Source organism: Planomonospora sp. ID67723 (assembly GCF_015711605.1).
GTDB lineage: Bacteria > Actinomycetota > Actinomycetes > Streptosporangiales > Streptosporangiaceae > Planomonospora_A.
In genome coordinates, this window is record NZ_JABTEZ010000001.1 from 743,868 (window position 1) to 767,924 (window position 24,057).

At 70.8% G+C, this 24,057-nt stretch carries 20 protein-coding genes and 1 tRNA gene; 6 read left to right on the plus strand and 15 right to left on the minus strand.

What is annotated here, in order from left to right; all coding sequences use genetic code 11:
- Positions 1–59: 59 nt before the first annotated feature.
- The 3 genes from HS041_RS03450 to HS041_RS03460 all read right to left on the minus strand — a co-directional run bounded on the left by HS041_RS03450 (position 60) and on the right by HS041_RS03460 (position 2,906).
- Positions 60–1,214: a glycosyltransferase family 4 protein gene (locus tag HS041_RS03450; protein ID WP_196439061.1), complete on the minus strand. Its 1,155-nt coding sequence runs from the start codon at positions 1,212–1,214 to the stop codon at positions 60–62.
- Positions 1,211–1,903, minus strand: coding sequence for a hypothetical protein (locus HS041_RS03455; RefSeq protein WP_196439062.1), 693 nt, complete (start codon positions 1,901–1,903; stop codon positions 1,211–1,213). The genes HS041_RS03450 and HS041_RS03455 overlap by 4 nt, the downstream gene beginning before the upstream one ends.
- 409 nt (positions 1,904–2,312) lie before the next feature.
- Positions 2,313–2,906 carry a TetR/AcrR family transcriptional regulator gene (locus HS041_RS03460; RefSeq protein WP_196439063.1) on the minus strand — a complete coding sequence of 198 codons (594 nt, stop codon included), beginning with the start codon at positions 2,904–2,906 and terminating at the stop codon, positions 2,313–2,315.
- An 82-nt stretch (positions 2,907–2,988) separates the two neighbouring features.
- Here HS041_RS03460 and HS041_RS03465 point away from each other — a divergent pair, with 82 nt between their 5' ends.
- Positions 2,989–3,399, plus strand: a complete 411-nt coding sequence (locus tag HS041_RS03465; protein ID WP_196439064.1) for an organic hydroperoxide resistance protein — start codon at positions 2,989–2,991, stop codon at positions 3,397–3,399.
- A 7-nt stretch (positions 3,400–3,406) separates the two neighbouring features.
- Here the strand turns inward: HS041_RS03465 and HS041_RS03470 are convergent, their stop codons facing one another.
- The 4 genes from HS041_RS03470 to topA form a co-directional block, all read right to left on the minus strand.
- Entirely contained in the window at positions 3,407–4,582 is a 1,176-nt protein-coding gene (locus HS041_RS03470) for a DNA polymerase III subunit delta' (RefSeq protein ID WP_196439065.1), read from the minus strand.
- Between the two features lie 31 nt (positions 4,583–4,613).
- Positions 4,614–6,677: a dTMP kinase gene (gene tmk / locus HS041_RS03475; protein WP_196439066.1), complete on the minus strand. Its 2,064-nt coding sequence runs from the start codon at positions 6,675–6,677 to the stop codon at positions 4,614–4,616.
- A 145-nt stretch (positions 6,678–6,822) separates the two neighbouring features.
- The gene (locus tag HS041_RS03480; RefSeq protein ID WP_196439067.1) at positions 6,823–8,199 is read right to left on the minus strand and encodes a metallophosphoesterase; all 1,377 of its coding nucleotides are present in this window, start codon (positions 8,197–8,199) and stop codon (positions 6,823–6,825) included.
- 128 nt (positions 8,200–8,327) lie between these two features.
- Complete coding sequence (gene topA / locus HS041_RS03485; protein WP_196439068.1) at positions 8,328–11,036, minus strand: type I DNA topoisomerase; 2,709 nt, start codon at positions 11,034–11,036, stop codon at positions 8,328–8,330.
- Between the two features lie 160 nt (positions 11,037–11,196).
- On the opposite strand from topA, the gene HS041_RS03490 reads away from it, so the two are divergent.
- The gene (locus tag HS041_RS03490; RefSeq protein ID WP_196439069.1) at positions 11,197–11,382 is read left to right on the plus strand and encodes a DUF5703 family protein; all 186 of its coding nucleotides are present in this window, start codon (positions 11,197–11,199) and stop codon (positions 11,380–11,382) included.
- Between the two features lie 256 nt (positions 11,383–11,638).
- On the opposite strand, the gene HS041_RS38050 is transcribed toward HS041_RS03490, so the two are convergent.
- From HS041_RS38050 to HS041_RS03515, 3 genes are all read right to left on the minus strand, one after another.
- Positions 11,639–13,192 carry a chaplin family protein gene (locus HS041_RS38050; protein WP_230878400.1) on the minus strand — a complete coding sequence of 518 codons (1,554 nt, stop codon included), beginning with the start codon at positions 13,190–13,192 and terminating at the stop codon, positions 11,639–11,641.
- A gap of 233 nt (positions 13,193–13,425) precedes the next feature.
- Positions 13,426–14,040, minus strand: coding sequence for a hypothetical protein (locus HS041_RS03510; RefSeq protein ID WP_230878680.1), 615 nt, complete (start codon positions 14,038–14,040; stop codon positions 13,426–13,428).
- Positions 14,041–14,157: 117 nt separating this feature from the next.
- The gene (locus HS041_RS03515; protein ID WP_196439071.1) at positions 14,158–15,465 is read right to left on the minus strand and encodes a M20/M25/M40 family metallo-hydrolase; all 1,308 of its coding nucleotides are present in this window, start codon (positions 15,463–15,465) and stop codon (positions 14,158–14,160) included.
- Between the two features lie 164 nt (positions 15,466–15,629).
- On the opposite strand from HS041_RS03515, the gene HS041_RS03520 reads away from it, so the two are divergent.
- Positions 15,630–15,714: transfer RNA gene (locus HS041_RS03520), tRNA-Leu, on the plus strand.
- 131 nt (positions 15,715–15,845) lie between these two features.
- On the opposite strand, the gene HS041_RS03525 is transcribed toward HS041_RS03520, so the two are convergent.
- Both HS041_RS03525 and HS041_RS03530 read right to left on the minus strand, forming a co-directional pair.
- Entirely contained in the window at positions 15,846–16,190 is a 345-nt protein-coding gene (locus HS041_RS03525) for a hypothetical protein (RefSeq protein ID WP_196439072.1), read from the minus strand.
- A 52-nt stretch (positions 16,191–16,242) separates the two neighbouring features.
- Complete coding sequence (locus tag HS041_RS03530; protein WP_196439073.1) at positions 16,243–16,896, minus strand: hypothetical protein; 654 nt, start codon at positions 16,894–16,896, stop codon at positions 16,243–16,245.
- A 526-nt stretch (positions 16,897–17,422) separates the two neighbouring features.
- On the opposite strand from HS041_RS03530, the gene HS041_RS03535 reads away from it, so the two are divergent.
- A complete protein-coding gene (locus HS041_RS03535) occupies positions 17,423–17,764 on the plus strand; it encodes a histone-like nucleoid-structuring protein Lsr2 (protein ID WP_196439074.1) in 342 nt (113 codons plus the stop codon).
- A gap of 164 nt (positions 17,765–17,928) precedes the next feature.
- Here HS041_RS03535 and HS041_RS03540 read toward each other — a convergent pair whose 3' ends face one another.
- Complete coding sequence (locus HS041_RS03540) at positions 17,929–18,375, minus strand: DsbA family protein (protein ID WP_196439075.1); 447 nt, start codon at positions 18,373–18,375, stop codon at positions 17,929–17,931.
- A 578-nt stretch (positions 18,376–18,953) separates the two neighbouring features.
- Between HS041_RS03540 and HS041_RS03545 the strand changes: the two genes are divergently transcribed.
- Entirely contained in the window at positions 18,954–20,432 is a 1,479-nt protein-coding gene (locus HS041_RS03545) for an MDR family MFS transporter (protein ID WP_307845156.1), read from the plus strand.
- A gap of 127 nt (positions 20,433–20,559) precedes the next feature.
- Here the strand turns inward: HS041_RS03545 and HS041_RS03550 are convergent, their stop codons facing one another.
- Positions 20,560–21,417, minus strand: a complete 858-nt coding sequence (locus HS041_RS03550) for a 3-methyladenine DNA glycosylase (protein ID WP_196439076.1) — start codon at positions 21,415–21,417, stop codon at positions 20,560–20,562.
- 106 nt (positions 21,418–21,523) lie between these two features.
- Between HS041_RS03550 and HS041_RS03555 the strand changes: the two genes are divergently transcribed.
- Positions 21,524–22,297, plus strand: a complete 774-nt coding sequence (locus tag HS041_RS03555; protein ID WP_196439077.1) for an SGNH/GDSL hydrolase family protein — start codon at positions 21,524–21,526, stop codon at positions 22,295–22,297.
- Between the two features lie 74 nt (positions 22,298–22,371).
- On the opposite strand, the gene HS041_RS03560 is transcribed toward HS041_RS03555, so the two are convergent.
- Positions 22,372–23,910, minus strand: a complete 1,539-nt coding sequence (locus tag HS041_RS03560; protein WP_196439078.1) for a glycerol-3-phosphate dehydrogenase/oxidase — start codon at positions 23,908–23,910, stop codon at positions 22,372–22,374.
- Between the last annotated feature and the right edge of the window lie 147 nt (positions 23,911–24,057).

Here is a 24,057-nt window from a genome sequence, read left to right on the forward strand (position 1 = left end):
CACAGAGACGCCGTACCGGCCCGCCTGCTGCTCCCCGCGCCGGAATTCCTCCGCCCGGCTCAGCGGGCGAGCTCCGCCAGGGCGTTCTCCCAGCGGCCGGCGATCGCCGAGATGTCGTACTCGCGGGCCGTCCGCAGCGCGTTGGCGGCCATCCGGCGGCGGCCCTCCTCGTCGTCGATCATCCTGAGCAGCCCCTCGGCGAGGGCGTCGACGTCGTCCGGCGGGACGAGCAGCCCGTCGTGCCCCGGGGTGATGATCTCCCTCGGGCCGCGCGGGCAGTCGAAGCTGACCACCGGGACCCCGCAGGCGAACGCCTCGATGATGGTCATGCCGAAGCCCTCGAACCGGGAGCTGACCGCGTGGATCGAGGCCTTGGCCAGCTCGCCCTCGATGTCCCCGGTCGGGCCCATGAACACGACGTTGTTGTGCAGGCGGAGCTTGACGGCCAGCCGGACCAGCTTGTCACTGACCCGGCCCTCGCCGTAGATCCGCAGCCGCCAGTCCGGCCGGACCTCGACGACCCTGGCGAAGGCCTTCAGCAGCCGGTCGTAGCCCTTGACCGGCACCAGCCGCCCGGCGGCCAGCACGATCCGGTTCTCCTGCCGGGAGACCGGGCGCGCCCCTCCGGGCAGGCCGTTGCCGATGGTGAACACCTCGGTCCGCGTGCGGTCGAGCATGCCGCGGTAGTCCCGTTCGTCGGCCTCGGTGAGGGTGACGACCGCGTCCAGCTTCGGATACCACTGCCTGATCTCCTCGAAGAGCCCCGGCTTGTGGGCCTCGAAGTGCAGGTGCTCCTGGGCGATCGTGACGACCCGCCTGCGCGCGAAGCGGGCGGCCATGATGTTGAGCCCGGCCCGCGTGGTCACCAGCACGTCGGTACGGAGCCGGCGCAGCTCCCTCTGGAGCACCTCGTCGCTCCATGCGCTGAAGGAGGCGTAGGCGCGCTCCTCCGGGTGGATCAGCGCGCTCGGCTCCTTGCTCAGCCGCTCGGCCCTCTTCGTGTACGGCCAGCGGACCCTGGCCCCCTCCCGCAGGTCCACCAGCGAGCGGAGCCGCACCTTCGCGCCCAGCGGGAGGAAGGGCCGGTCGGTGTGCTGGAAGACGCTGACCACCTCGACGTCGTGCCGGGCGGACAGCTCGGTGGCCAGGTCGAAGGTCGCCCGGATCGTTCCGCCCATGCCGTAGGCGTTGAGGATCAGAAAGGAGATCTTCACGCGTTCTCCTCCTCGATCGTGCACGCGACCGCCAGGCTGTCGCTGTCGGTGAAGTACGGCCGCACCCGCACGTGCCCCACGCGCTGCGCGGGGAACCTCACCCTGCTCTTCTTGTCCGTGACGTCGTCGAGCCGGGCGGCCAGCGGCAGCCGCACCCCGCGGATCTCGGCGAACAGGTCCCAGAAGACCCGCCGCCGCGCCTGGCCCGCGACCATCGGCTCGATCGCGACGCTCCCGGCGAACCGGCGTCCCGTCACGGTCCCGGCGCCGGTCGTCTCGGGCCCCTTCCTGGCCGCGGCCACCAGTCCGGCCGGGTGCTCGCCGCCGAGCGGCTCGCCGTACGCGATCAGGCCCTCGACCGCGATCACCCCGTCCTCCGGGCGGACCTTGATCACTTCCACGTACGGCTCGACCTCGCGAACCAGCACGGCGAGGGTTCCCTCCGCGGTCCGCACCGACCGCACCTCCCGGCCCCGCGACCTGCCCGCGTAGGCGAGCAGGCCGTCCAGCGAGAACCCCGGATCGTCGGTGGCGACGGGCTCGCCGTGCTTCCACACCGTCCAGGTTCCGGCCGTGAGCCCGGTGAGATCGGTGCCTTCGTGCTCCCGGCCCGTCTCCGCGTGCCGCAGGACGATCTTCCCGTCATCCGGCTCCGGCCACTCGATCCTCAGTGTGTCGTCGTCGTCCACTCGGCTCGTGACGGCCCGCCTGGCCCCTGGCGGCACCGCTCCCACATTGATCAACAGACCCCCGGCCCTCTCCGCTCATCCCCGTAGCGCAAAGCACACTTAGCTCATATGTAACGAATCGGCCTAATTTCGCTGTGAAATTCTAACGATCTACCCGTGAGCTTTGAGGGGAATCAAGGCGGTTTGGTTCCATTGATCGAGAAAATACGGAAAAGGACCGCTCGATCACGAACGGTCCTCTCCAGCTTCCCTGACGGCCCGGCTCCGGAGGGCCACTCCTCCTGGCCGCCGGTGAGTCCGTCCCGATACCCCCCATGAGCTGCGCCGGATCCACCGGGCCCGCGCGGGGAGGGGCCGGGATGACGCGGCCGGGCGTCCGGTGTTTCGCGGGCGGGATCGCGCGGCGCGGTCAGGCGCGCGGGACCGGGGCGTCCAGGACCCGGGTCACGGCATCGCGGATGAGCGGGCGCAGCACGTCCGGGTCGTCGAGATCGCTGCCCACGACGATGCCGTCGCGGATCACCATGAGGATGGTGGCGGTCCGCTCCGGGTCGGGGTGGCCGGCACCGGCCAGCAGGTCGCGGAAGAGCTCGCGGTTCCAGCGGCGGTAGTCGGCGACGGCCCGGCGCACCGGATGCGCGGGATCGGGGTACTCGGCCGCGGCGTTGGTGAAGGGGCAGCCGCGGAACAGGGGGGCGGCACCGTTGTCACCCAGGTAGTCGAAGATCGCCAGCAGCATCTCACGAGGTCCCGCCGAAACCGCGCGCACCGTCTCGGCCGCGGCCCGCTGGCGCCGGTGCTCCGCCTCCAGGTAGGCGCGGACGAGCTCGTCCTTGGCCGGGAAGTGGTGGTAGAAGGTCGCCTTGGCAACGCCGGCCTCGGCGATGATCCGGTCGATGCCGACCGTGTGGACGCCCTCGGCGTAGAACAGGCGCGTGGCGGTGTCGAGGATGCGCGCGCGGGCGGGGCTCTCGCGGCGGCGTTCCATCGTTTCTGCGCTCACCCCTTGACGCTACCAGACAACTCTGTCTAGTCTCCGTACCATCACCTAGACAGACAGGTCTGTCTACAACGAAGGGCAGGACATGAGCCTCTACACCGCCATCGCCACCGCCGCCGGACGTGACGGCCGCGCGGTCTCCTCCGACGGCGTGCTGGACGTCAAGCTGGCCCTGCAGAAGGAGTTCGGCGGTGACGGCGACGGCACCAACCCCGAGCAGCTCTTCGCCGCCGGTTACGCCTCCTGCTTCGCCAGCGCCCTCCAGCTGGTGGCGGGCAAGAAGAAGATCGATGTCTCGGACGCTTCGGTCACCGCCGAGGTCGGCCTCGGCTCCAACGGCGCGGGCGGCTTCCAGCTCGACGTCACCCTGCGGGTGGAACTGCCCGACGGTCTGTCCCCGGAGGCCGGCCGCGAGCTCGTCGACGCCGCCCACCAGGTGTGCCCCTACTCCAACGCCACCCGCGGCAACATCCCCGTCAACCTGGTGATCGAGTAGTCGGAGATCAGGGCCTGCGCAGGGAGAGGGTCATGGCCTCGACGGCCATCTGCGGGTTGACGTTGGCCGCCAGCCGCCTGCGGCACTGCATGATCGCGTCGATCCTGCGCAGCGTCTCCTCCGGCGTGGACGAGCGGGCCAGCGCGTCGAGGTCGGCCCGGCGGTCCTCGCTGGCCAGTTCCACCTGCGCGCCGAACTGCACGGCCAGCACGTCGCGGTAGAACGCCACCAGGTCGAGCAGGGCCGCGTCGATGACATCGCGCTTGGTCCGGGTGGCCCGGGACTTCTGCCGGTCCTCCAGGTCCTTGAGCGCCCCGGCCCCGCCGCGGATCAGCCCCCGGTTGAGCCCCTTGCCGGTGGACCCCTCGCCGTAGATCTTGCGCAGCTCGGTGATCTCCGACTCGTTCAGCGCCGAGGTGACCGCGGCGGCCTCGTCCTCGGCGGTCTTCACCAGCCGCTCCGCGGCCGTCACGCACTCGCCCACCCCGGTGAGCGCGGCGGGGATGGACAGCACCGCCTCACGCCGACCGCGCGCCTCGGCGTCCAGGGCCAGCCTGCGGGCCCGGTCGAGGTGGCCCTGCGCCGCCCTGGCGGCGAACTCCGCCAGGTCCGGCAGGACGTTCTCGCGGGTGGCCAGCACGTGGGCGACCGCGGAGGTCGGCGGGGTGACGAGGGTGACCACCCGGCACCGGGACCTGATGGTGATCATCATGTCGTCCGGGGAGGGCGCGCAGAGCAGCCAGACCGTCCGCGGCGGCGGCTCCTCGATCGCCTTGAGCAGCGCGTTGGAGGCCCCCTCGGTGGCCCGGTCGGCGTCCTCGAACAGGACCACCCGCCAGCGGCCCAGCGTCGGAGCCCCCGCCGCGCGGAGGATGAGCTGCCGGGTGTCCTTGATGCCGTAGGAGAGCCCCTGCGGGCGGACGGTCTCCAGGTCCGGGTGGGAGCCGACCATCACCTGGTGGCACATGTCGCAGTGGCCGCAGCCCCGGTCGGGGCAGAACAGCGCGGCGGCGAACGCCCGCGCCGCCTCCTCCCTGCCGGACCCGAGCGGCCCGGTGAACAGCCACGCGTGGGTCATCCCCGTCCCGGACCCCCCGGACAGCATCTCCGCCGCTCCGGCGGCGGCCCGGCGGAGCGTCTCCACCGCGCGTTCCTGGCCCACCAGGTCATCGAAGACTCCCACGGCGTCCAACCTACCGTCGCAGCCGCCGCGGTCAGTCGCGGATGGCGGGCATGGTCCCGGTGATGTCCTCGGCCTCCTGCGGCACCGGGTCGGGCAGGATCTCCCGGACCCGGTCGTGGATGAGGCGGGAGATCTCCTCCTGGGCCAGGGTCCCGTCGACGACCGCGTAGCGGCCGGGGTCGGCGGCGGCCAGCGCGCGGAACTCGCGGCGCACCCGCTCGTGGAACTCCAGCGGCTCGGACTCGATCCGGTCGGCGGCCCCGCCCAGCCGGGCCAGGCCGACCGAGGGCGGGGTGTCGATGAGTATGGTCAGGTCGGGCACCAGCCCGCCGGTGGCCCAGGCGTTGATCCTCGCCACGTCCTCCTGCTCCAGCGCCCGGCCCGCTCCCTGGTAGGCGAGCGAGGAGTCGACGTACCGGTCGGAGATCACCATCGCCCCCCGGTGGAGTGCCGGGAGGATGACCTTCTCCACGTGCTCGGCCCGGTCGGCGGCGTACAGCAGCGCCTCGGACCGCGCGGAAAGGCCCTGGTGCACGGCGTCCAGCAGGATCGCCCGCAGCCGCATGCCCACCTTGGTCGAGCCGGGCTCGCGGGTCTGCACCACGTCGAAGCCCTGGTCGCGGAGCCAGATCGCGAGCAACCGCGACTGGGTGGTCTTCCCCGACCCCTCTCCGCCCTCGAAGGCGACGAAGACCCCGCGCGGCGGCTCGGCGCCCTCGTGCACCGGCCGTACCCCCCGGACCGCGGCGATCAGGTCGGCGACGATCGAGACGCCCTTGCGGTCGTCCATCTGCCGCAGCGCGAGCAGGCCGACGCCGATCGCCAGCAGCGCGCCGACCAGCAGCACCAGGTTCGAGCCGTCGAACTCGTAGACCGGCTCCCGGGCGATCCTGATCTCGCGCTCGCCGAAGAGACCGGCCAGCACCGGCGCGACCGCGACCACCAGCAGCAGGGTGACCCGGGCGAGCGACTGCAGGAAGGCGAACGTACGGCCCCGCAGGCTGTCGTCCACCTCCAGCCCGATCATGGTGTAGCCGATGATCCAGGAGATCCCGGCGAACGCGCCGAGCATCACCGTCAGCAGGACGACGATGACCAGGTTGTGGACGAGCGCGGCCGCGGCGAGCACCAGCCCGGCCGCGATGATCGACAGTCCGAACAGCCGCCGCCGCGACAGCTCCCGCAGGAGCCTGGGCCCGAAGAACATGCCGGACGCCATGCCGACGAAGACCGCCCCGAACACCACGCCGTAGGCCGCGTCGCCGCCGTCCAGCTCCTGCACGTAGATCTTGGCCACGCCGACCACCGCGCCTCCGGCGGCGAACGCGCCGAGCATGCCGATGACCAGACCCCGGATCAGCCGGTTGCCGCCGACGAACCGCCAGCCCTCGACGATCTGCCGCAGTATCGACGGCGCGACGGCCGCGGCGGCGCCTCTGCCCGGGATGTCCCTGAGCGTGAAGATGAGGAACGCCGAGATCAGGTACGCGAAGGCGTTGATGACCAGGGCGAGGTAGGTGTCGCGCTCGGCGAGGTACGGCACCAGCCTGCCCAGGGCGTCGTCGGCGACCGAGAGCACGGCGAACAGCAGCGCGGCGACCGGGGCGGTGCCGTACGTGACCAGCAGGTTGAGCTGGTTGGCCTCCTCCAGCCGCTCCTTGGGCACCAGGTTCGGCACCGTGGCGTCCTTGGCCGGCACCCAGAACAGGTTGACGCACTCCACCAGGAACGTGGCGACGAGCAGCCACTGGTAGTTGGCGTCCGCCAGCGGGATCGACAGCACCAGCGCGAAGCGCAGCAGGTCGGCGGTGAACATCGTCAGCCGCCGGTCGAACCGGTCGGCGAACGCGCCCGCGAGGGGGCCCAGCAGGATGGCCGGGAGCATCTTCACCACGAAGACGCCGCCGATGGCCAGGCTCTGGTACTGGTAGCCCTCCCCGGCGGTGAGGTTGCCCGCGAGAGCGGTCAGCGCCAGGAGGTTCAGCCAGTCACCCAGGCTGCACACCGCCATGGCCGTCCACAGCTTGCGGAACGGGGCGTTGGCCAGCACGTGAGGAGGCTTGCGGCGCGCGGTGCTCCGGCCAGGGGAGGTCATGATGTCAGCGTATCCAGGTGCTCGCCGGACTTGGGAATACATGAGCCGGACTGATATGTCCGGCTGCTCGTCGCTGAGAGTAGTACGACCCGCTTGTCCCCGCAGGCAGGCCGCCCGGAATGAATCCCCTGATGTCCGGGGGTCGTCAGGTGCGCAGTTCGAGAAGAGTGATCTCCGGGGGAGCGCCGACCCGGACCGGGGGACCCCAGAAGCCCGCACCGCGGGTGACGTAGACCCGGGTGCCGTCCACCTCGCCGAGGCCGGCGACGACCGGCTGCTGCAACGGGACGACCAGGTTGAACGGGACCATCTGCCCGCCGTGGGTGTGCCCGGACAGCTGGAGGTCCACGCCGTGCCGGGCCGCCTCGCGGGCCTGGAGCGGCTGGTGGGCGAGCAGGACCGTGGAGCGGGAGCGGTCCCGCCCGCCGAGCGCCCGCTCGAAGTCGGGTCCCTCGTCGACGGTGGTGCCGGTGAGGTCGTTGACCCCCGCGAGGTCGAGTACGGCTCCCGCATGGGCGATCTCGACGCGTTCGTTCGCCAGGGGGCGGACGCCGAGCTCGCGGAGCTCCTCGATCCACTCCCCGGGGCCGTTGGCGGTGTAGTACTCGTGGTTGCCGGTGACGAAGTAGGCGCCGTAGCGGGATTCGAGACTCGCCAGCGGGCGGGCGAGGGGGCCGAGCTCGGCCACCGTGCCGTCGACCAGGTCGCCGACGATCGCCACCACGTCGGCCTCCAGTGCGTTGATCATCCGGACGATGCGCTCGGTGTGCCCGCGACCGGTGAGCGGGCCGAGGTGGATGTCGCTGACCACCGCGAAGCGCAGGCCGGACAGGCGCGGGTCGAGCCTGGGCAGGGCGACCCCGACCCGCTCGATCACCGGGTCGCCGAGAGCCGTCCGGACACCGGAGCCGACCGTGGCCAGAGCTCCGGCCCCGGCGATGGCGGCGGCCGTACGGGCGATGAACAGCCTGCGCCCGATCATCTCCGGGGTGCCGTCCCGCCCCGGCGTCCCGGAACCCGCCCGGCCGGGCTGGTCCCCTTCATCCCCCTCGTCCCCGGAGACCGCGGCCTCCGCCGGGGCGGCGGACGCGGCGGGCGCCGGGTCGGACATCGGATCGGACATCGGGTCGGACACGGTGGAGGCGGGGACCCGGTCGGGAGCGCGGGAACCGCGGTCGCCGGCCAGGCTCCGGGCCTGCCGGTCGGCCGACCCGCGGCGGTCCGAGCGGCGCAGGGCGAGCAGGGCCAGGGCTCGGGGGATCTCCAGGGCCACCAGGAACACCAGCAGGTAGAACATGGTCGCGAGCCAGAAGAACCCCGGCCAGGCCAGGAAGTGGCCCCATTCGGTGCGGGAGCCGATGAGGGTCACCGGGACGAGGGCGCCCAGGCCGACCAGGACCCGGGTCAGCACCCGGCGGCTCCGGCCGGGAAGCGTGGTGGCCCGGACCAGGCGGCGCCACAGGTAATAGTGGATCAGCAGCGTCACGCCGAAGACCAGTGCCACGAACCCCACGACCGCCACCACTCACCTCTGTCGCGACGCCTGCCGCGTCCGGCGCTTTCCGGAAGAAACCGCGCCGGCCGTACCCGGCGCGTCTGGACAGAACGCCGGGAGCGGCGGATGCGTTCCCGCAGGCCCTGAGAGGGTTCTCAGGCTTTGGCCTTGGTGCTCTTGGTGGTGGTGCCCTTGGCGGTGGTGCTCTTCGTGGTCGTGCTCTTGGCACGGGTGGTGGTACGGGCCTTCTTGGGTGCCGGACCGCGGGCACGGCGGTCGGCCAGGAGTTCGGCGGCCCGCTCGGTGGTGATCTGCTCGACCTCGTCGTCCTTGCGCAGGGAGGCGTTGGTCTCGCCGTCGGTCACGTACGGCCCGAACCGGCCTTCCTTGACCACGATCGGCTTGCCGGAGACCGGGTCCTGCCCCAGCTCGCGCAGCGGGGGCACGGCCGCGCGGCGGCCACGGGCCTTGGGCTGGGCGAACAGCGCCTTCGCCTGCTCCAGAGTGACCGTGAACAGGTCCTCCTCGGAGGTCAGCGACCGTGAGTCCGTGCCCTTCTTGATGTAGGGACCGAACTTGCCGTTGTGCGCCCTGACCTCCTCACCGTCGATCTCCCCCACCAGCCGGGGCAGTGAGAGCAGACGCAGGGCGTCGTCGAGCGTCACCGTGTCCAGGGACATCGTCTTGAACAGCGACTCGATCCTCGGCTTGGGCGCGTCGGCCTTCTTCGTCCGCTTCTTCGCGCCCTCGGCGGGCGGAGCCTCCTCGGGGAGGATCTCCGTGACGTACGGCCCGTAGCGGCCGTCCTTGGCCACGATCAGGTGCCCGGTCACCGGGTCGCGGCCCAGCTCGCGGTCACCGGTCGGGCGCGAGAACAGCTCCTCGGCCATCTCGGCGGTCAGCTCGTCCGGAGCCAGGTCCTCCGGGATGTTCACCCGGGCGCCGTCCCGGTCCAGGTAGGGGCCGTAGCGGCCGACCCGGATCATGATGTCGGTGCCCCGGATCGGGAAGGAGCTGATCTCCTTGGCGTCGATCTCGCCGAGGTCGGTGACCAGCTCCTTCAGGCCCTCGTCACCCTCCTCGCCGAAGTAGAAGCGGCGGAGCTCCGGCACCCGCTCCGCCCGGTCGTTGGCGATGTCGTCGAGGACCTTCTCCATGTCGGCGGTGAAGTCGTAGTCGACGAGGTGGCTGAAGTGCTGCTCCAGCAGGTTGACCACCGCGAACGCCAGGAAGGACGGGACCAGCGCGGTGCCCTTCTTGAAGACGTACCCGCGGTCGAGGATCGTGCCGATGATCGAGGCGTAGGTCGACGGACGGCCGATCTCCCGGTCCTCCAGCTCCTTGATGAGCGAAGCCTCGGTGTACCGGGCGGGCGGCTTGGTCGCGTGCGAGAGCGCGGAGAGCTCGGCCGCGGTGAGCCGGTCGCCCTCGGCCAGGGCGGGCAGGCGCTTCTCGGAGTCGTCGCGGTCGGTGGACGGGTCGTCCGCGCCCTCGACGTAGGCCTTGAGGAAGCCGTGGAAGGTGATCGTCCGGCCGGAGGCGCTGAACTCGACGCGCTCGCCCGCGCTGGACTCGCCGCCCACCTTCACGGTGATCGACTCGCCGACCGCGTCCTTCATCTGGGAGGCCACGGTCCGCTGCCAGATCAGCTCGTACAGCCGGAACATGTCACCGGTCAGCCCGGTCTCCCCGGGCGTGCGGAACTCCTCACCCGAAGGACGGATCGCCTCGTGCGCCTCCTGCGCGTTCTTCACCTTGCTGGTGTAGACGCGCGGCTTGTCGGTCACGTACGCCGCGCCGTACAGCTTGATGGCCTGGTTGCGGGCGGCGGCGACGGCGGTGTCCGACAGCGTGATGCTGTCGGTGCGCATGTAGGTGATGAAGCCGTTCTCGTAGAGGCGCTGGGCGACCTGCATGGTCGACTTCGCGGAGAAGCCCAGCTTCCGGCTGGCCTCCTGCTGCAGCGTGGTCGTCCGGAACGGCGCATACGGCTTGCGGGTGTACGGCTTGCGCTCGACGGAGACGATCGCGTACGCCGTGCCGGCCAGCCGGCCCGCGAGGGCGCGGGCGGCCTGCTCGTCCAGGTGGAGCACGTCGGCGTTCTTCAGCGTGCCGTCACTGGCGAAGTCGCGGCCCTGGGCGACGCGCCTGCCGTCCACACCGGTCAGCATGGCGGTGAACTCGCGCGGGAGCTCGTCGCGGCCGGTGTCGAACAACGCCTGCAGGTCCCAGTAGCTCGCGCTGGTGAACGCCAGGCGCTCGCGCTCGCGCTCCACGACCAGCCGGGTCGCCACCGACTGCACGCGTCCGGCGGACAGCCTCGGCTTGACCTTCTTCCACAGGACCGGGCTGACCTCGTAGCCGTAGAGGCGGTCGAGGATGCGCCGGGTCTCCTGGGCGTCGACCAGCCTCAGGTTCAGGTCGCGCGGGTTGGCCACCGCGTCCTGGATCGCCCGGGGCGTGATCTCGTGGAACACCATGCGATGCACGGGCACCTTGGGCTTGAGCACCTCGCGCAGGTGCCAGGCGATCGCCTCGCCCTCCCGATCCTCGTCGGTGGCGAGATAAAGCTCGTCGGCTTCCTTCAGCAACTGCTTGAGCTTGTTGACCTGCGCTCTCTTGTCGGCGTTGACGACGTAGAGCGGCTCGAAGTTGCTGTCGACGTTGACGCCCAGGCGGGCCCACGGCTTGGCCCTGTCCTTGTCGGGGATGTCGTCGGCCTTCTGAGGGAGGTCGCGAATATGCCCGATGCTGGACTCCACGACGTAGCCGCGGCCGAGGTACCCGGCGATGGTCTTGGCCTTGGAAGGCGACTCGACGATCACCAGGCGGGTTCCGCCGGCGTTGCCGTTCTTGGCTGGCACGCTGCTTCCTACCTCGCTGTTCGCATTCGTTCCCCGTTAACTTTCCCTCAGGGCTACCCGATCTGGATCGGGGACACTCCCAAGGAAAGCCGCAAGGACGCAGAATAAAGCCCAATGAGTGTCGACGTCCCCCAGCCCCACCCCTCGGAGACTAATCGCTGTGCTCGACTACTCCTACTTGGTTATCCATCTTCCGCGTGGCACCTCCAGAGACGCGGCCCGGCAACTGCTGACCGAACACGCAGAGTACGGCGGCTGGGAACTCGACCGTCTGCGACTGTATCCGGACGGCCGCCGAGACGTCCGGCTGCGTCGGAAGATCATACGTGCGGTCAAGACGATGTGACCCCGAGTGTCCCTGTCCGATCCCGGACACATCACTCCCGTCCGATCCCGGACATGTCACCCTCCCCCGAGTTCCGCCCGGTTCCGGGTACGGCTCTGCCCGCCCCGGGCCGCGCCCCCGGAACGGGCAGAGCGTCTGTGCCTTCCCCCGGCAGAACCGGGGGAAGGTCCCGCGCCGGGCCTGGCGACTGGCTGTCGCCAGGCCCGTCCGGCACGGGACCTGATCTGTAGCGGGTTCAGCTGATGGCTACGGCGTGTTACCGCTTGCCGAAGCGGACCCGGCGGGTGAGCGCGAACATCGTGGCGGAGGCCGCAGCCAGCCCGCCGAACACCAGGGCGAGCAGCGAGCCGGAGTTCATCCCGGTCACGCCCGCGGGCTGGGCGGCGCTCATCAGGCCGATGTCACCGACGGGCAGGGCGCCGACCGGGGTGGAGGAGAGCAGACCGGCCGCGGGTGCCAGCGGGGAGGCGTCCTGCTGGGGCGACTGGCCGCGGGCCGGGACGACGGGCAGCTGGGTGAGGCTCTGCACGTCGCCGACGACGGGCAGGCTCGGGCCGTGCGCCTGCGGGGCACCGTTCAGCGCCGGGACGACGGGCAGGGCGGGAAGCATGCCGCTGGTCTTGTGCTTGCCGGCCTTCTTGCCCCAGTGGCCGTGGCCGTGCCCGTGACCGGAGCCGCCGACGTGCGCACCGCCGAGGCAGCCCGCCGCGGAGTCGCCCAGGATGGCCACGGCGTTGCCGCACACGTTGATCGGAGCGGTGATCGGGGCGACCACCTGGTTGCCGCCCAGGATGCTGAAGCGGCCGTCGGTGCGGTTGCCGCCCGCACCGGAGCCGCCGTTGCTGACGGAGGCGCCGCCCTTGCAGCTCGCCTCGGCGTTGCCGACCGCGTTGCCGCACACGTTGATCGGAGCGGTGATCGGGGCGACCACCTGGTTGCCGCCCAGGATGCTGAAGCGGCCGTCGGTGCGGTTGCCGCCCGCCCCGGAGCCGGAGCCCCAGCCGTGGCCGCCGTGCCCGCCGTGGTAGCCGTGACCCGGCTTGCCGCCGTGCTTGCCACCGTGCTTGCCGCCGTCGGTGACCGAGGCACCGCCCTTGCAGCCCGCGAACGCCTCGCCGAGGACGGCGACCGCGTTCCCGCAGATGTTCAGCGGAGCGGTGATCGGGGCGACCACCTGGTTGCCGCCGCCGATGCTGAAGCGGCCGTCGGTGCGGTTGCCGCCCGCACCCTTGCCCTTGCCCTTGCCGGAGTTCTTGACCGAGGCGCCGCCCTTGCAACCGGCTTCGGAGTCGCCGAACAGGGACACGGCGTTGCCGCAGGCGTTGACCGGAGCGGTGATCGGGGCCACCAGCTGGTTGCCGCCCAGGATGGAGGAGCGACCCGAGGTGGTGTTCCCGCCCGCACCGCCCTTGCCGGAGTTCTTGACCGAGGCGCCGCCCTTGCAGCCCGCGTCGGCCTCACCGAAGATCGCGACCGCGTTGCCGCAGGCGTTGACCGGAGCGGTGATGGGAGCGACCACCTGGTTGCCGCCCAGGATGGAGGAGCGACCCGAGGTGGTGTTCCCGCCTGCGCCGCTCCCGCCGCCGTTCTCGACCGAGGCGCCGCCCTGGGAGCTCGCGTCGGCCTCGCCCAGGACCGCGAGCCCGTTGCCGCTGATGTCGATCGGCAGGGTGATCGGGAGGTTGGCCTGGTTGCCGCCGCCGATCGAGTGGCCGCCATCGGTGTCGGCGAAGGCCGTACCGGAGCCCAGGGACATGACGCCCAGGGCGAGCAGTGCCGCGGGACTGGCGTTCTTAACCCACGTACGCATAGTTTCGTGCTCCTTGTAGCTTTTGGGGGGACCTGACATCTCGTGCACGGCGTGCGAGGGCATGCGAGGTCTCGGCGGGAGGCCGCACAGCGGACGCCCCGAGGCCGTCACGAGAAAGGGGGGGTTACTCCTCACCCGCACCGCGGAACGGCACCCGGTGGGCGGAAGGCCCACGGCACGCTCCGCGTGACCGGCTGGTTCGGCGTGGGAACGGGCCGGTCGACAGGACGGGATCAGTCAGGAGAGAAAGAAGGGTCGTCCGCCGCTGTGCGGACGACGGGAGGGAGCACACACGCCCGCGGGGCGCACTGCGCCCTCAGCTGCGGGTCATAGACGAAGCGTGCGACATCTCCCACGCCCGGCCCGAAGGGGCCGGTTCCACCGCCGGTCTGGGGCACGAATCCATTGGCGCCAGCACTGTGGTCAGCGGTGGAGGGAACCGGGAAATCAGGGGCCGACTGGCTGGTGAGCCCGTCGACACCACGCCCGGCCATTGCTTCGGCGTTTCCTGTCGCCGACAGCTCACCGCTCTCCGTGGGGAAACCGCCGACCTGGAAGGCCGGCTCGGAGGCGGTCTCGTCGAGGGTGCCGGAGTGGGCCGATCCCGCCACCGCGGTGGTTCCCGCGGTCGCCGGAGCGGCGCCGATGAATCCGAAGACGACGGCGAGCAGCCATCCGGCGGCCATCATGCCGCCGATCGCGAGAACCCGCCTGACGATCCGTCGGGCGCCGGCCGCGAACCGCGCCATCCGATCGCCCCGAACGAAGGTCGCGCCGTCGACGGAGGCGGTCACGGGCACGCGCCGGACGGCGGCGGGCTCGAAAGCCCTCAACCGTCCGTGCGGCATGCGTGCCACGTGACCTCCCGAAGCTCCTGGCGGGCCGTGCGAACGCGGCCCAGCCTCTCGACGGAGAGTTACGTTAGCACTACATCGCGTCAGTGCAATGACTTTCCGGAGAACGCCTCAGCAGCCGTCCAGGAAGCGGTCAAGAACCCGGACCCCGAACTGGAGCGAATCGACCGGCACCCGCTCGTCCACCCCATGGAACATGCCGGAGAAGTCCAAGTCGGCGGGGAGCCGCAGCGGCGCGAACCCGAACCCGCGCATGCCCAGCTGGCTGAATGCCTTCAGGTCCGTCCCGCCCGAGAGCGTGTACGGCACCGCCAGCGCGCCCGGATCCTCGGCGACGAGCGCGTCGGCCATCGCCCGCACCAGCGGCCCGTCGAACCCGGTCTCGACCGCGATGTCGTGGTAGACGAACTCCCTGGTCACGTTGGGCCCGAGGAGCTCGTCGATCGTCTCGAAGAACTCCTCCTCGTACCCGGGCAGGAACCGGCCGTCCACGTGCGCGGTCGCGGTCTGCGGGATGACGTTGGCCTTGTACCCGCCCGCCAGCATGGTGGGGTTGGCGGTGTTGCGGAGCGTGGCGCCGATCATCCGGGCCAGCGGGCCGAGCTTGGCCACGGTCGCCTCGACGTCGTCGGGGTCGAGTTCCAGGTCCAGGATCCCGGAGACCTCGGCGAGGAAGGTCTTCACGGTCTGCGTCAGCCGTACCGGCCACTCGTAGCGCCCGATCCTGCCGACCGCCTCGGCCAGTTCCGTGACCGCGTTCTCGGTGTTGAGCATGGAGCCGTGCCCGGCGCGGCCGTGGGCCGTCAGCCGCATCCAGGCGATGCCCTTCTCGGCCGTCTCGATGAGATAGAGCCTGCGCGCCTCGTCGATGGAGACGCTGAACCCGCCGACCTCGCCGATCGCTTCGGTGCAGCCCTCGAACAGCTCGGGATGCTTGTCGGACAGCCACTGCGCGCCGTACGCGCCGCCGGCCTCCTCGTCGGCGGTGAACGCCAGCACGACGTCCCGCGGCGGGCGGCGCCCCTGGCTGAGCCGCTGGCGGACGACCGCGAGGATCATCGCGTCCATGTTCTTCATGTCGACCGCGCCGCGTCCCCAGACGCAGCCGTCGGCGATCTCCCCGCTGAGCGGGTGGTGGGTCCAGTCGGCGGCGTTGAAGGGGACGACGTCGAGGTGTCCGTGAAGGAGTAGGGCGTCGCGGGAGGAGTCCTCCCCCGCGATGCGCGCGACCACGTTCGCCCGGCGGTCGTCCGACTCCAGGATCTGCGGCTCCAGGCCGACCTCGGCCAGCTTCTCCGCGACGTACTCGGCCGCGGCCCGCTCGCCGGGGCCCGTGTTGTCACCCGGGTTGATCGAGTCGATCCGGATCAGGTCACGGCACAGCTCGACGACCTCGTCCTCACCATTGAGCGCGGTCATGTCGACTCCTTCGGTTTGGTACGGCTTGCGCTCTCCATCCTGCCGCCGGCGAGCCGTCGCGGCATCTCCGCTGGACCTCGGCGGTTACCGATATGACGTGGGCTCAAAGGTTTGCTAACCTAGGTCCGCCGACGAGGGATGACGGTCCTCCGTGCAGGCACCAAGTCCGGGTGGCGGAATGGCAGACGCGCTAGCTTGAGGTGCTAGTGCCCTTTGCGGGGCGTGGGGGTTCAAGTCCCCCCTCGGACACACTTGGTTCCCCGATGGGACGTGTTGGAAGGTGCGAGGTCCACTGAGACCCGCACCTTTCGTCTTTCCGGATCGGCGCCGGCCCGCAGTCCCATTCCCGCGAACCGGCCGGGGCATCGTCGCAGGGGCCGTCATCTGTAGATCACCGGTTTCCGCTCCCCTCCCGGGAACACCATGATCAGAAGCTGGACGGTGCCGTCGGGCGCGTCGATGTCGTCGGCGGCCCAGACCTCCAGCACCCCGTCCCCGCCTCCGACCAGGTCCGCGACCCGGTCGGAGACCTCCGCGCCCTCCTGCCCCTCGTCCCAGGCTCCGATGGTCCAGAACTCCGTCCACATGGTGGCGCGGGCCTGCCGCACCGGCCTGGTCTTCGGGCGATGGCGGGGGTGGGCGGCGCAGGCGCGCTCCGCGGCGACGTAGAACGCCTTCTCCTCCGCCTGCCGCCGCTCGCCCTCGGCCTGCAGCACCCTGTCCACCGCCGGGCACATCCCCGCCAGGGCCCCGGTCAGCGGCCCGCCATCTCGCCCATCATCTGCCGTACGGCCGGACGTCGCCGAACCCGGCGCAGTCGAGGTCGCCGGAGTCGCTCACCCGGTCCGGCCGGCCGTCACCCGCCGCGGCGAACAGCAGCGCGGCCACGACCGGCACCGTGACCGCCACCCGGGCCGGGCGGCTGCGCCGTACCGGCCGCGTCCTGACCGGCGGGCGGGCCGCGAGCGCCGTCAGGACCACGGGAACGAGAGTTGAGAAACCGTCCAGGAGGATCGAGTTCACCAGCCCCGGCGGACCCCACACACCCAGGCAGTCCCGGTCGAGGGCCGCGTCGACCGTGAGCAGCACCGGCGCGGGCAGCGAGACGACGACCATGATCCCGGCGGAGGCGAGGGCGGCGAGCCGGCCGAGCCGGGGCCGTCCGGCCCGGATGCTCAGCAGCCAGCCGGTGAAGGCCAGGCCGACCAGCGGCGCGAACCCGAACCAGAACAGCGGAAACCCCCGGGCGAGGCCGAGAACACCCCGCACCTCGCGGTTGATCTCATAACCGGCGCACCATCCCGACGACATCCACGCGAAGACCCGTTCTCCCCCGTCTCCACCCAGGAGCGCGCTCACCCAGAAGTACAGATCCGGAGCCAGAGCCGCCGCCAGGGCCGCGGCCCACAGGGCCAGTGATCGTCGAGACATGAAAGCGAAGGGTATGCCGATTAATCCACAAAAGGTGAGCGACCGCTCCAGCATCGGCGAGGAATCTCCGCCAGCGGCGCTTCCCCTCCGCCCCGGCCTCGGGTCACTGGACAGCGGCGCCCTCCCGGTCGACATACCGAAGGCCGGGTCTTCTCCGCGCCCCGTGGAACCCCCGCCGTCCCTCCCTCCGGTCCGACGGCCTCGGCGATCCTCAATCTCCAGCCACGGCGTCAGGAGAGGGCGTTCGGTTCGCCATCCGCAAGACCGGGAACCGCGAGCGCGGGAAAGCTCGGTTTCTTCCCAATCTCCACGGAGCCATGACGGCATACCATGAAAAGAAGGCGTGAGGGCGACCGGCTTCGGCGACGTCCAAATATGATCATGAGTCCGGGTATGGCGGCCGCGGCGCTTCTGGTAGCCGCTCTTACCGGAGGCTCCAAGGGCCGCGCCACCCCGAACCTTTGACTTGAAGAATTGCCGCGAACCGATAAGGTACGCCTCACCACAACATATTTTGGAGCATGACATGGCTAAGAAGGTCGTGGAGACTTTCATCGACGACCTCGACGGCGGCGAGGCCTCGGGCACCGTTTCCTTCACCCTCGAAGGAGCCGCCTACGAGATCGACCTGAGCGACGAGAACGCCGACAAGCTGCGCAAGGCCTTGGCCCCCTTCATCAACGCCGCCCGCCCGGTCCGTCAAGAGCGGATCGGACGCGGCCGCAGAGGGAGCGCGGCCGGCAGCCGTACCATGGACCGCGAGAAGAGCGCCAGGGTTCGCGAATGGGCAAAGGCGCAGGGCCTGAACGTCAGCGAGCGTGGCCGGATCGCCTCGTCGATCGTGGAGCAATACGAAGCCGCCCATTGACGGCGCCCGCCCGACTGCTTTCTCCGGGAGACCTCGCCCGGCCCGGTCGGGGCTCCAGCGAAGCACATCAGGTAGAAATATGGATACATGGGGTCGCGCGGTTCGCGCCGGTTCAGCGCGAACCGCGCCGACGATCAGCGGAAGCAGTCCTCTGAGTCGAAAAGCTATGAGGCGGCTACGGAGAGGATCTCGTCCAGCCCCGATGGGTCAGAGAATATCTGCTCCGCCTGTTCCCGGCTGGGAGCTTTTCCGTTGAGTCTCACAGTAGGCGTGGAGGCCGCCTTCCGCTCCTCGGGGTACTTCGCCGCCTTCTCGATGTCCGCCGCCTTCTCGATGTCCGCAGCCTTCTCGATGTCCGCAGCCTTCTCGATGTCCGCAGCCTTCTCGATGTCCGCAGCCTTCTCGATGCTCATCACGCACTTGTCGAACCCGGGACTGCAGAAGCCGGGATCCCGGGCCCAGTTGAGAAGCTCCTTGTTCTCGAATCCGTTCTTTCCCTCGATCGGCCGATAGGTGAACGGCGTCTTCGTGTACGAGGCCCGCTTGCCGGCGGGAGCGCAGAGGACCGCGTTCGCTCCGCGTCGGGACGCCGACGGAATCGGCTCGGACAACGCGGGAGCCCTGAAGAGCCCTGAAGAGCCGGAAGGGCCGGAAGACCGCTCTGGCCTTGCCGTCGGCGGCGGCCTTCTTGACCGCGTCGCCCACGGCCTCTCCGAGCCGTTTGCAAGCCGGGCGCTGAAAGCCCTCGAAGATTTCCAGCGCGGGTCCGGCGACCCCCTCCTCGGCCATGGGGATCGACGGCCATGAGGATCGCCCCGTCGTCCCGGCGGGTGGCGGCGGCCGCCGGGCCGGTGTACGCGACCGCCTTCTGATCGCTTTCGTTCGCCCCCGCCCTGGACGGCGATCGTCTGGTCGTGCAAGGAGCGCACGCCTCGCTCCCCCCAGCCGCATGGCCTGGACGGGCGCCTCGCACACCACGAGCTTCGGGGGTTGGCTTCCACGGTGGCGAGCCCCACGGGCCGGTGAAAATCGGATGACATTTCGCGTCACTTGCCGGAGGGTTGAGCACGGTCGACGAGTTTTGTCGGTGGGACCCGGCAAGCTTTGCAGGACCGCAACTTCTTGTGAGACCGAAGGCTGGGACGCCAGCCGTGACCATGTCATGTCCGACAACCCAGATCGAGGTACCGTGTCCAGCCGACTGCTCGACCCACCCGCCAAATCCGCGGCCGCCGTCCCCGGCCGCACGCCGGCCGTGATCCGGCTGCTGGTGCTCGCCACGTTCGTGGTCATCCTCAACGAGACGATCCTGATCAACGCGATCCCGCGGTTGATGGGCGCGTTGAACATCACCGAGCAGACCGCGCAGTGGCTCTCGACCGCCTTCATGCTGACCATGGCCGCGGTCATCCCGATCACCGGGTGGTTCCTGCAGCGGGTGTCCACCCGCCGCGCGTACGCCACCGCGATGGGTTTGTTCCTGCTCGGCACGGCGCTGGCCACCGTCGCGCCGTCGTTCGAGCTGCTGCTGGGCGCACGCATCATCCAGGCGTCCGGGACGGCCGTGATGATGCCGCTGCTGATGACCACGCTGATGCAGGTGGTGCCCGAGTCGGACCGGGGCCGGGTGATGGGCAACGTCACGCTGGCCATCTCGGTCGCGCCCGCGATGGGCCCGGCGATCTCGGGGGTGATCCTTCACTTCGGGTCCTGGCGCCTGCTGTTCGCCGTGGTGCTCCCCATCGCCGCCGTGATCACCTGGAGCGGTCTGAAGCAGCTCAAGAACATCGGCGAGCCCCAGTTCAGCACCGTCGACTGGTTCAGCGTGGTGACCGCCGCCGTCGGCTTCGGCGGCCTGGTCTACGGGCTCAGCCGGTTCGAGGGCGGTGACGTCCGCGTCGCCGCCGCGATCGTGGCGGCCGGCCTGGCCATCATCGCCGTCTTCGTCTTCCGCCAGCTGTCGCTGCAGAAGCGCGGCGCGCCGCTGATGGACCTGCGCACCCTGCGCCACCGCACCTACACGGTCGCGCTGATCCTGATGTCGGTGTCCTTCATGGCGATGCTCGGCTCGATGATCCTGCTGCCGCTGTACCTGCAGAACGTCCGCGAACTCAGCCCCCTGGAGACCGGGCTCCTCGTGATGCCGGGCGGCCTCGCGATGGGGCTGCTCGGTCCCACCGTCGGCCGTCTGTTCGACCGGTTCGGCGGCCGGGTCCTGGTCATCCCCGGCGCGATCGGGAGCATGATCGCGCTCGCTGGGTTCACCCAGGTCACGATGACCATGCCGTACTGGCAGCTCCTCGGCCTGCACGCACTGCTGATGGTGAGTCTGGCCGCGACCTTCACGCCGGTGTTCACCCTCGGGCTCGGAGCGGTTCCCCCGCAGCTCTACTCCCACGGCAGCTCGATCCTGAGCACGCTGCAGCAGGTCTCCGCGGCCATCGGCACCGCGCTCGTGATCACTGTGATGGGCGCGCGTGCCGATGCCCTGAAGTCCGCGGGAGTCACCGAGGCGCTCGCCGACCTCGACGGCATGCGGCTGGCCTTCATCATCGGCGCGGTGCTGTCCGTGGTCGTGGTCGTCACCGCCCTGCTCCTACCGGCACGGGCGGACAACGCCGCCGAACCCGAGGGACCCCAGCCGGCGAAGCCGGCGGAAACGCCCTGACGGGGCCGAGAAGATCCCGCACCCCGCCATTGGTCGCATGACCAGAGCCGCCGCCCGCCGAACCGGTGATCGTCGAGACGCGAAAGCGAATGATACGCCGGTTGATCCGTCGCAGACGAGTGATCACTCAGCGGGCGGCGCCTGCGAGCAGCCGCTCGCAGGCGTCGAGCAGGCGCTGCCGCTGCGGCCGCGCCCGCTCGGCGAACCCCCGCTGCTCGGCGGCGTACTCGGCCCGCCCCTCGGGCGTCTCGATCCGGATCGCCCGATACCCCAGCGAGCTCAGGTCGTACGGGCTGGCCCGCATGTCCACGGCGCGGATGTCCCGGGCCAGCGCGAAGCAGTCGGCGACCAGCTCACTGTTCACCAGCGGTGACAGCTTGTACGCCCACTTGTACAGGTCCATGTTGGCGTGCAGGCAGCCCGGCTGCTCCAGCTCCGGCTGCTGCTGCCGCGTCGGCTGCAGCGCGTTGAGCGGGCGCGCCTCAGGGGTGAAGAAGCGGAACGCGTCGAAGTGACCGCACCGCACGCCCCGCTGCTCCACGACCTCCGCGATCTCCTCCCCGCTGAGCCGCATCGGCCAGGAGCCGTGCCGTACCTCCGCGGCCCTGTAGACCATCGCCCACTCGTGCAGGCCGAAGCAGCCCAGGTATGCCGGCCGTGCAGCGGTGGCGGCCAGCAGCCGCGCGATCCACTCGACGGTGGGCCTTCGTCTGTCCGACAGCGCCGCGGTGTCGAGAACGGCTCCTTCGGAGGTGTCGAGGTAGTCGCGGCCGAAGTCGCGCGCCCCCTTCAGGACGACCCCGGCGCCCGGGTGCCACTGCCGCAGCCGCGCGGGCCGGTGCTCGTAGTAGGTGAACAGGAAGTCCTCGACGGGATGGGCCTCGCCTCGCGCCCTGCGCGCGAGGTACGGCGCCGTCCACGCCTCGACCCGTCGCTGGTGGGTCTCCTCCCGCTCCCGCCACGCCTCCGGCTCCAAAACCTCCACCGCTGAATGGTATGCGCGGGCCGGCGGTGCCGGGCAGGGAGCCCAGCCGTTTAATCGCCTAAGCTACTATTCGCATAGTTGAATAGGTACTGGCGGAGGAGTGCCGATGGGTTACCTGAGATACGTGGCGGTCGGCGACAGCCAGACCGAGGGCATGAACGACGGCGACGAGCTGGCGGGCTACCGCGGCTGGGCGGATCGGCTGGCCGAGCTGCTGGCCGAGCAGAGTCCGGGCCTCCTCTACGCCAACCTCGCGGTGCGCGGCCACCTCGCCGGGCAGGTCCGGGCCGGCCAGCTCGAAGCGGCGCTCGCCCTGGAGCCGGATCTGGTGACGGTCATGGCCGGGATGAACGACCTGGTCCGGCCGGGCTTCGACGCCGAGGCGGTGGCGGCGGACCTGGAGGCGATGTTCCGGGCGTTCACCGCCTCCGGCGCGACGGTGATCACCTTCACCTTTCCCGACGTCGCGCGGATCGCTCCGCTCGTGCGGCATCTGCGGCCGCGGCTGCTGGACTTCAACGAGCGGATCCGGGCGGCGGCGGACCGGTACGGCGTGCTGGTGGTGGACAGCTTCCCCTACGAGGTCACGGTCGACGCCCGGCTGTGGAGCCCCGACCGCATCCACGCCACACCGCTCGGCCATGCCCGGATCGCGGCCGCCGCCGCCTGCGTCCTGGGACTTCCCGGCAGTGACACCTCCTGGACCGACCCGCTGGCGCCTCCGCTGCCGCCCCGGACACGATGGCGGCTCGTGCAGACCGAACTGGCCTGGGTCGGGACATTCCTGGCGCCGTGGCTGATGCGGCGGCTGCGGGGCCGTTCGTCGGGTGACGGCCGCGTGGCCAAGCGCCCGCTGCTCCTGCCGGTGCGGGAGTCCTAGAGGCCGGTCCGTCCCGGCAAGCGCCGCTCCGCAGGGGCCGATCCGGAGAGCAGGGAGAGCACGTCCCCGGGCCGTCAGGCGGTCTCGTGGAGCTCCTCTCCGATCCGGGTCCGGATCTCGGAGGTGTCCAGGCCGCGGACGGTGAGGGTGGTGCGGCGCCGTACGACGTCGTCGACCGTGACGGCCCACTCGTGGTCGCGGGCGTAGACGACCTGGGCCCAGATGTCGGGGCCGCCGGGGTGGATGCGCTCGCCCAGCGCGGGGTCCTCGCGGATCAGCCGCGCGAGGTCGAAGGCGATCGCCCCGTAGTGCGTGGCCAGGTGGCGGGCGACCAGCGGATCCATCCGGACGCCCGGCTCGCGGTCGGTCCACAGCCGCATGGCGACCGCGTCCGGGCTGGCCAGGCCGGGAAGCGGTACGGCGGGCAGGATCGCGGCCAGGTCGTCGCCGCCGAGCAGGCGGCCCAGCGTCCGCAGGACGACCTTGCCGATGTGCCGGTAGGTCGTCCACTTGCCCCCCGCGACCGACAACATCCCGCCCTTGCCGCGGGTGACGACGGTCTCCCGCTTGGCCGCGGTGACCTGGCCGGGACCGCCGGGCAGCACGCGCAGCCCGGCGAAGGTGTAGGTGACGTCCTCGCGGCGCAGCCCCTCGACGGCCATGCCCGCCTCGTCCAGGATCTGCGTCACGTCCGCGTCGGTGGCGCGCACGGCGGCAGGGTCGCCGGTGTACTCCTCGTCGGTGGTGCCCAGCAGCAGGTGGTCCTCCCACGGGATGGCGAAGGAGACCCGGTACCTGTCGATCGGCGTGGTCAGTGCGGCCTTCCAGTGGTCGGGGCGGCGCATGACCACGTGCGCGCCCTTGGACAGCCGGATGCTGGGCGCGGCCCCGGCGTCCTCCATCCGGCGCAGCACGTCCACCCACGGTCCGGTGGCGTTGAGCACCAGCCGGGCGTTCACCCCGAACTCGGCACCGTCGGCCCGCAGGTCTGCGCCGCAGACCAGGCCCCGGTCAAAGCGCAGGCCGACGACCTCGGCGTGGTTGAGCACGACCGCGCCCGCCTCGACGGCCGCGCGCACGGTCATGATCGCGACCCGGCTGTCGTTCATCTGGTGATCGCCGTAGACGGCGGCGGCCCGCAGTCCCTCGCGCCGGAGGGAGGGCACCCTGGCCAGTGCCTGACGCGGGGTGACGACCCGGCCCACACCGTCGCCGAAGGCCGACAGCGCCGAGTACAGGAACACCCCCGCGCCCATCTTCGCCGCGCCGTGCGGGCCGTCCTTGTAGATCGGGACCACGAAGTCCAGCGGCTTGACCAGGTGCGGAGCGATGTCGGCGGCCAGCGCGCGGCGCTCACGGTGGTTCTCTGCGACCAGCTTGAGGTTGCCGGTCTGCAGGTAGCGCAGCCCGCCGTGGACCAGCTTGGAGGAGGCGCTGGAGGTCGCGCCGGCGAAATCGCCCGCGTCGACCATCGCCACCCGCAGCCCGGCCTGCGCGGCCATCCAGGCCACCGAGGTGCCCAGGATGCCGCCGCCGATGACGAGCAGGTCGAAGGTGGTGCGCGACAGCTCTTCCCGGGTCTGGGCACGGCTGGAGAAGGTGGTGGTGGTCATGGGGTCACTCCTTGGACGGGGGCGGGTTCTTCAACGGCTCTGTCCGTACGGCTGTCCGCACGGCTGCGCCGTACCGCCGCGGAGAGCGGAACGAGGCCGGCCGGGATCGGCAGATCGGCGCGGGCTCTCTGTCTGGTCATGGAGGTG

What these genes read in the sequence shown, in the direction of transcription:
- HS041_RS03465 (WP_196439064.1), top strand. Translation starts at nt 2,989, where the DNA reads ATGAGCCTCTACACCGCCATCGCCACCGCCGCCGGACGTGACGGCCGC.
- tmk (WP_196439066.1), bottom strand. Translation starts at nt 6,677, where the DNA reads ATGACCTCCCCTGGCCGGAGCACCGCGCGCCGCAAGCCTCCTCACGTG.
- HS041_RS38050 (WP_230878400.1), bottom strand. Translation starts at nt 13,192, where the DNA reads ATGCGTACGTGGGTTAAGAACGCCAGTCCCGCGGCACTGCTCGCCCTG.
- HS041_RS03510 (WP_230878680.1), bottom strand. Translation starts at nt 14,040, where the DNA reads ATGCCGCACGGACGGTTGAGGGCTTTCGAGCCCGCCGCCGTCCGGCGC.
- HS041_RS03515 (WP_196439071.1), bottom strand. Translation starts at nt 15,465, where the DNA reads ATGACCGCGCTCAATGGTGAGGACGAGGTCGTCGAGCTGTGCCGTGAC.
- HS041_RS03530 (WP_196439073.1), bottom strand. Translation starts at nt 16,896, where the DNA reads ATGTCTCGACGATCACTGGCCCTGTGGGCCGCGGCCCTGGCGGCGGCT.
- HS041_RS03535 (WP_196439074.1), top strand. Translation starts at nt 17,423, where the DNA reads ATGGCTAAGAAGGTCGTGGAGACTTTCATCGACGACCTCGACGGCGGC.
- HS041_RS03555 (WP_196439077.1), top strand. Translation starts at nt 21,524, where the DNA reads ATGGGTTACCTGAGATACGTGGCGGTCGGCGACAGCCAGACCGAGGGC.
- HS041_RS03560 (WP_196439078.1), bottom strand. Translation starts at nt 23,910, where the DNA reads ATGACCACCACCACCTTCTCCAGCCGTGCCCAGACCCGGGAAGAGCTG.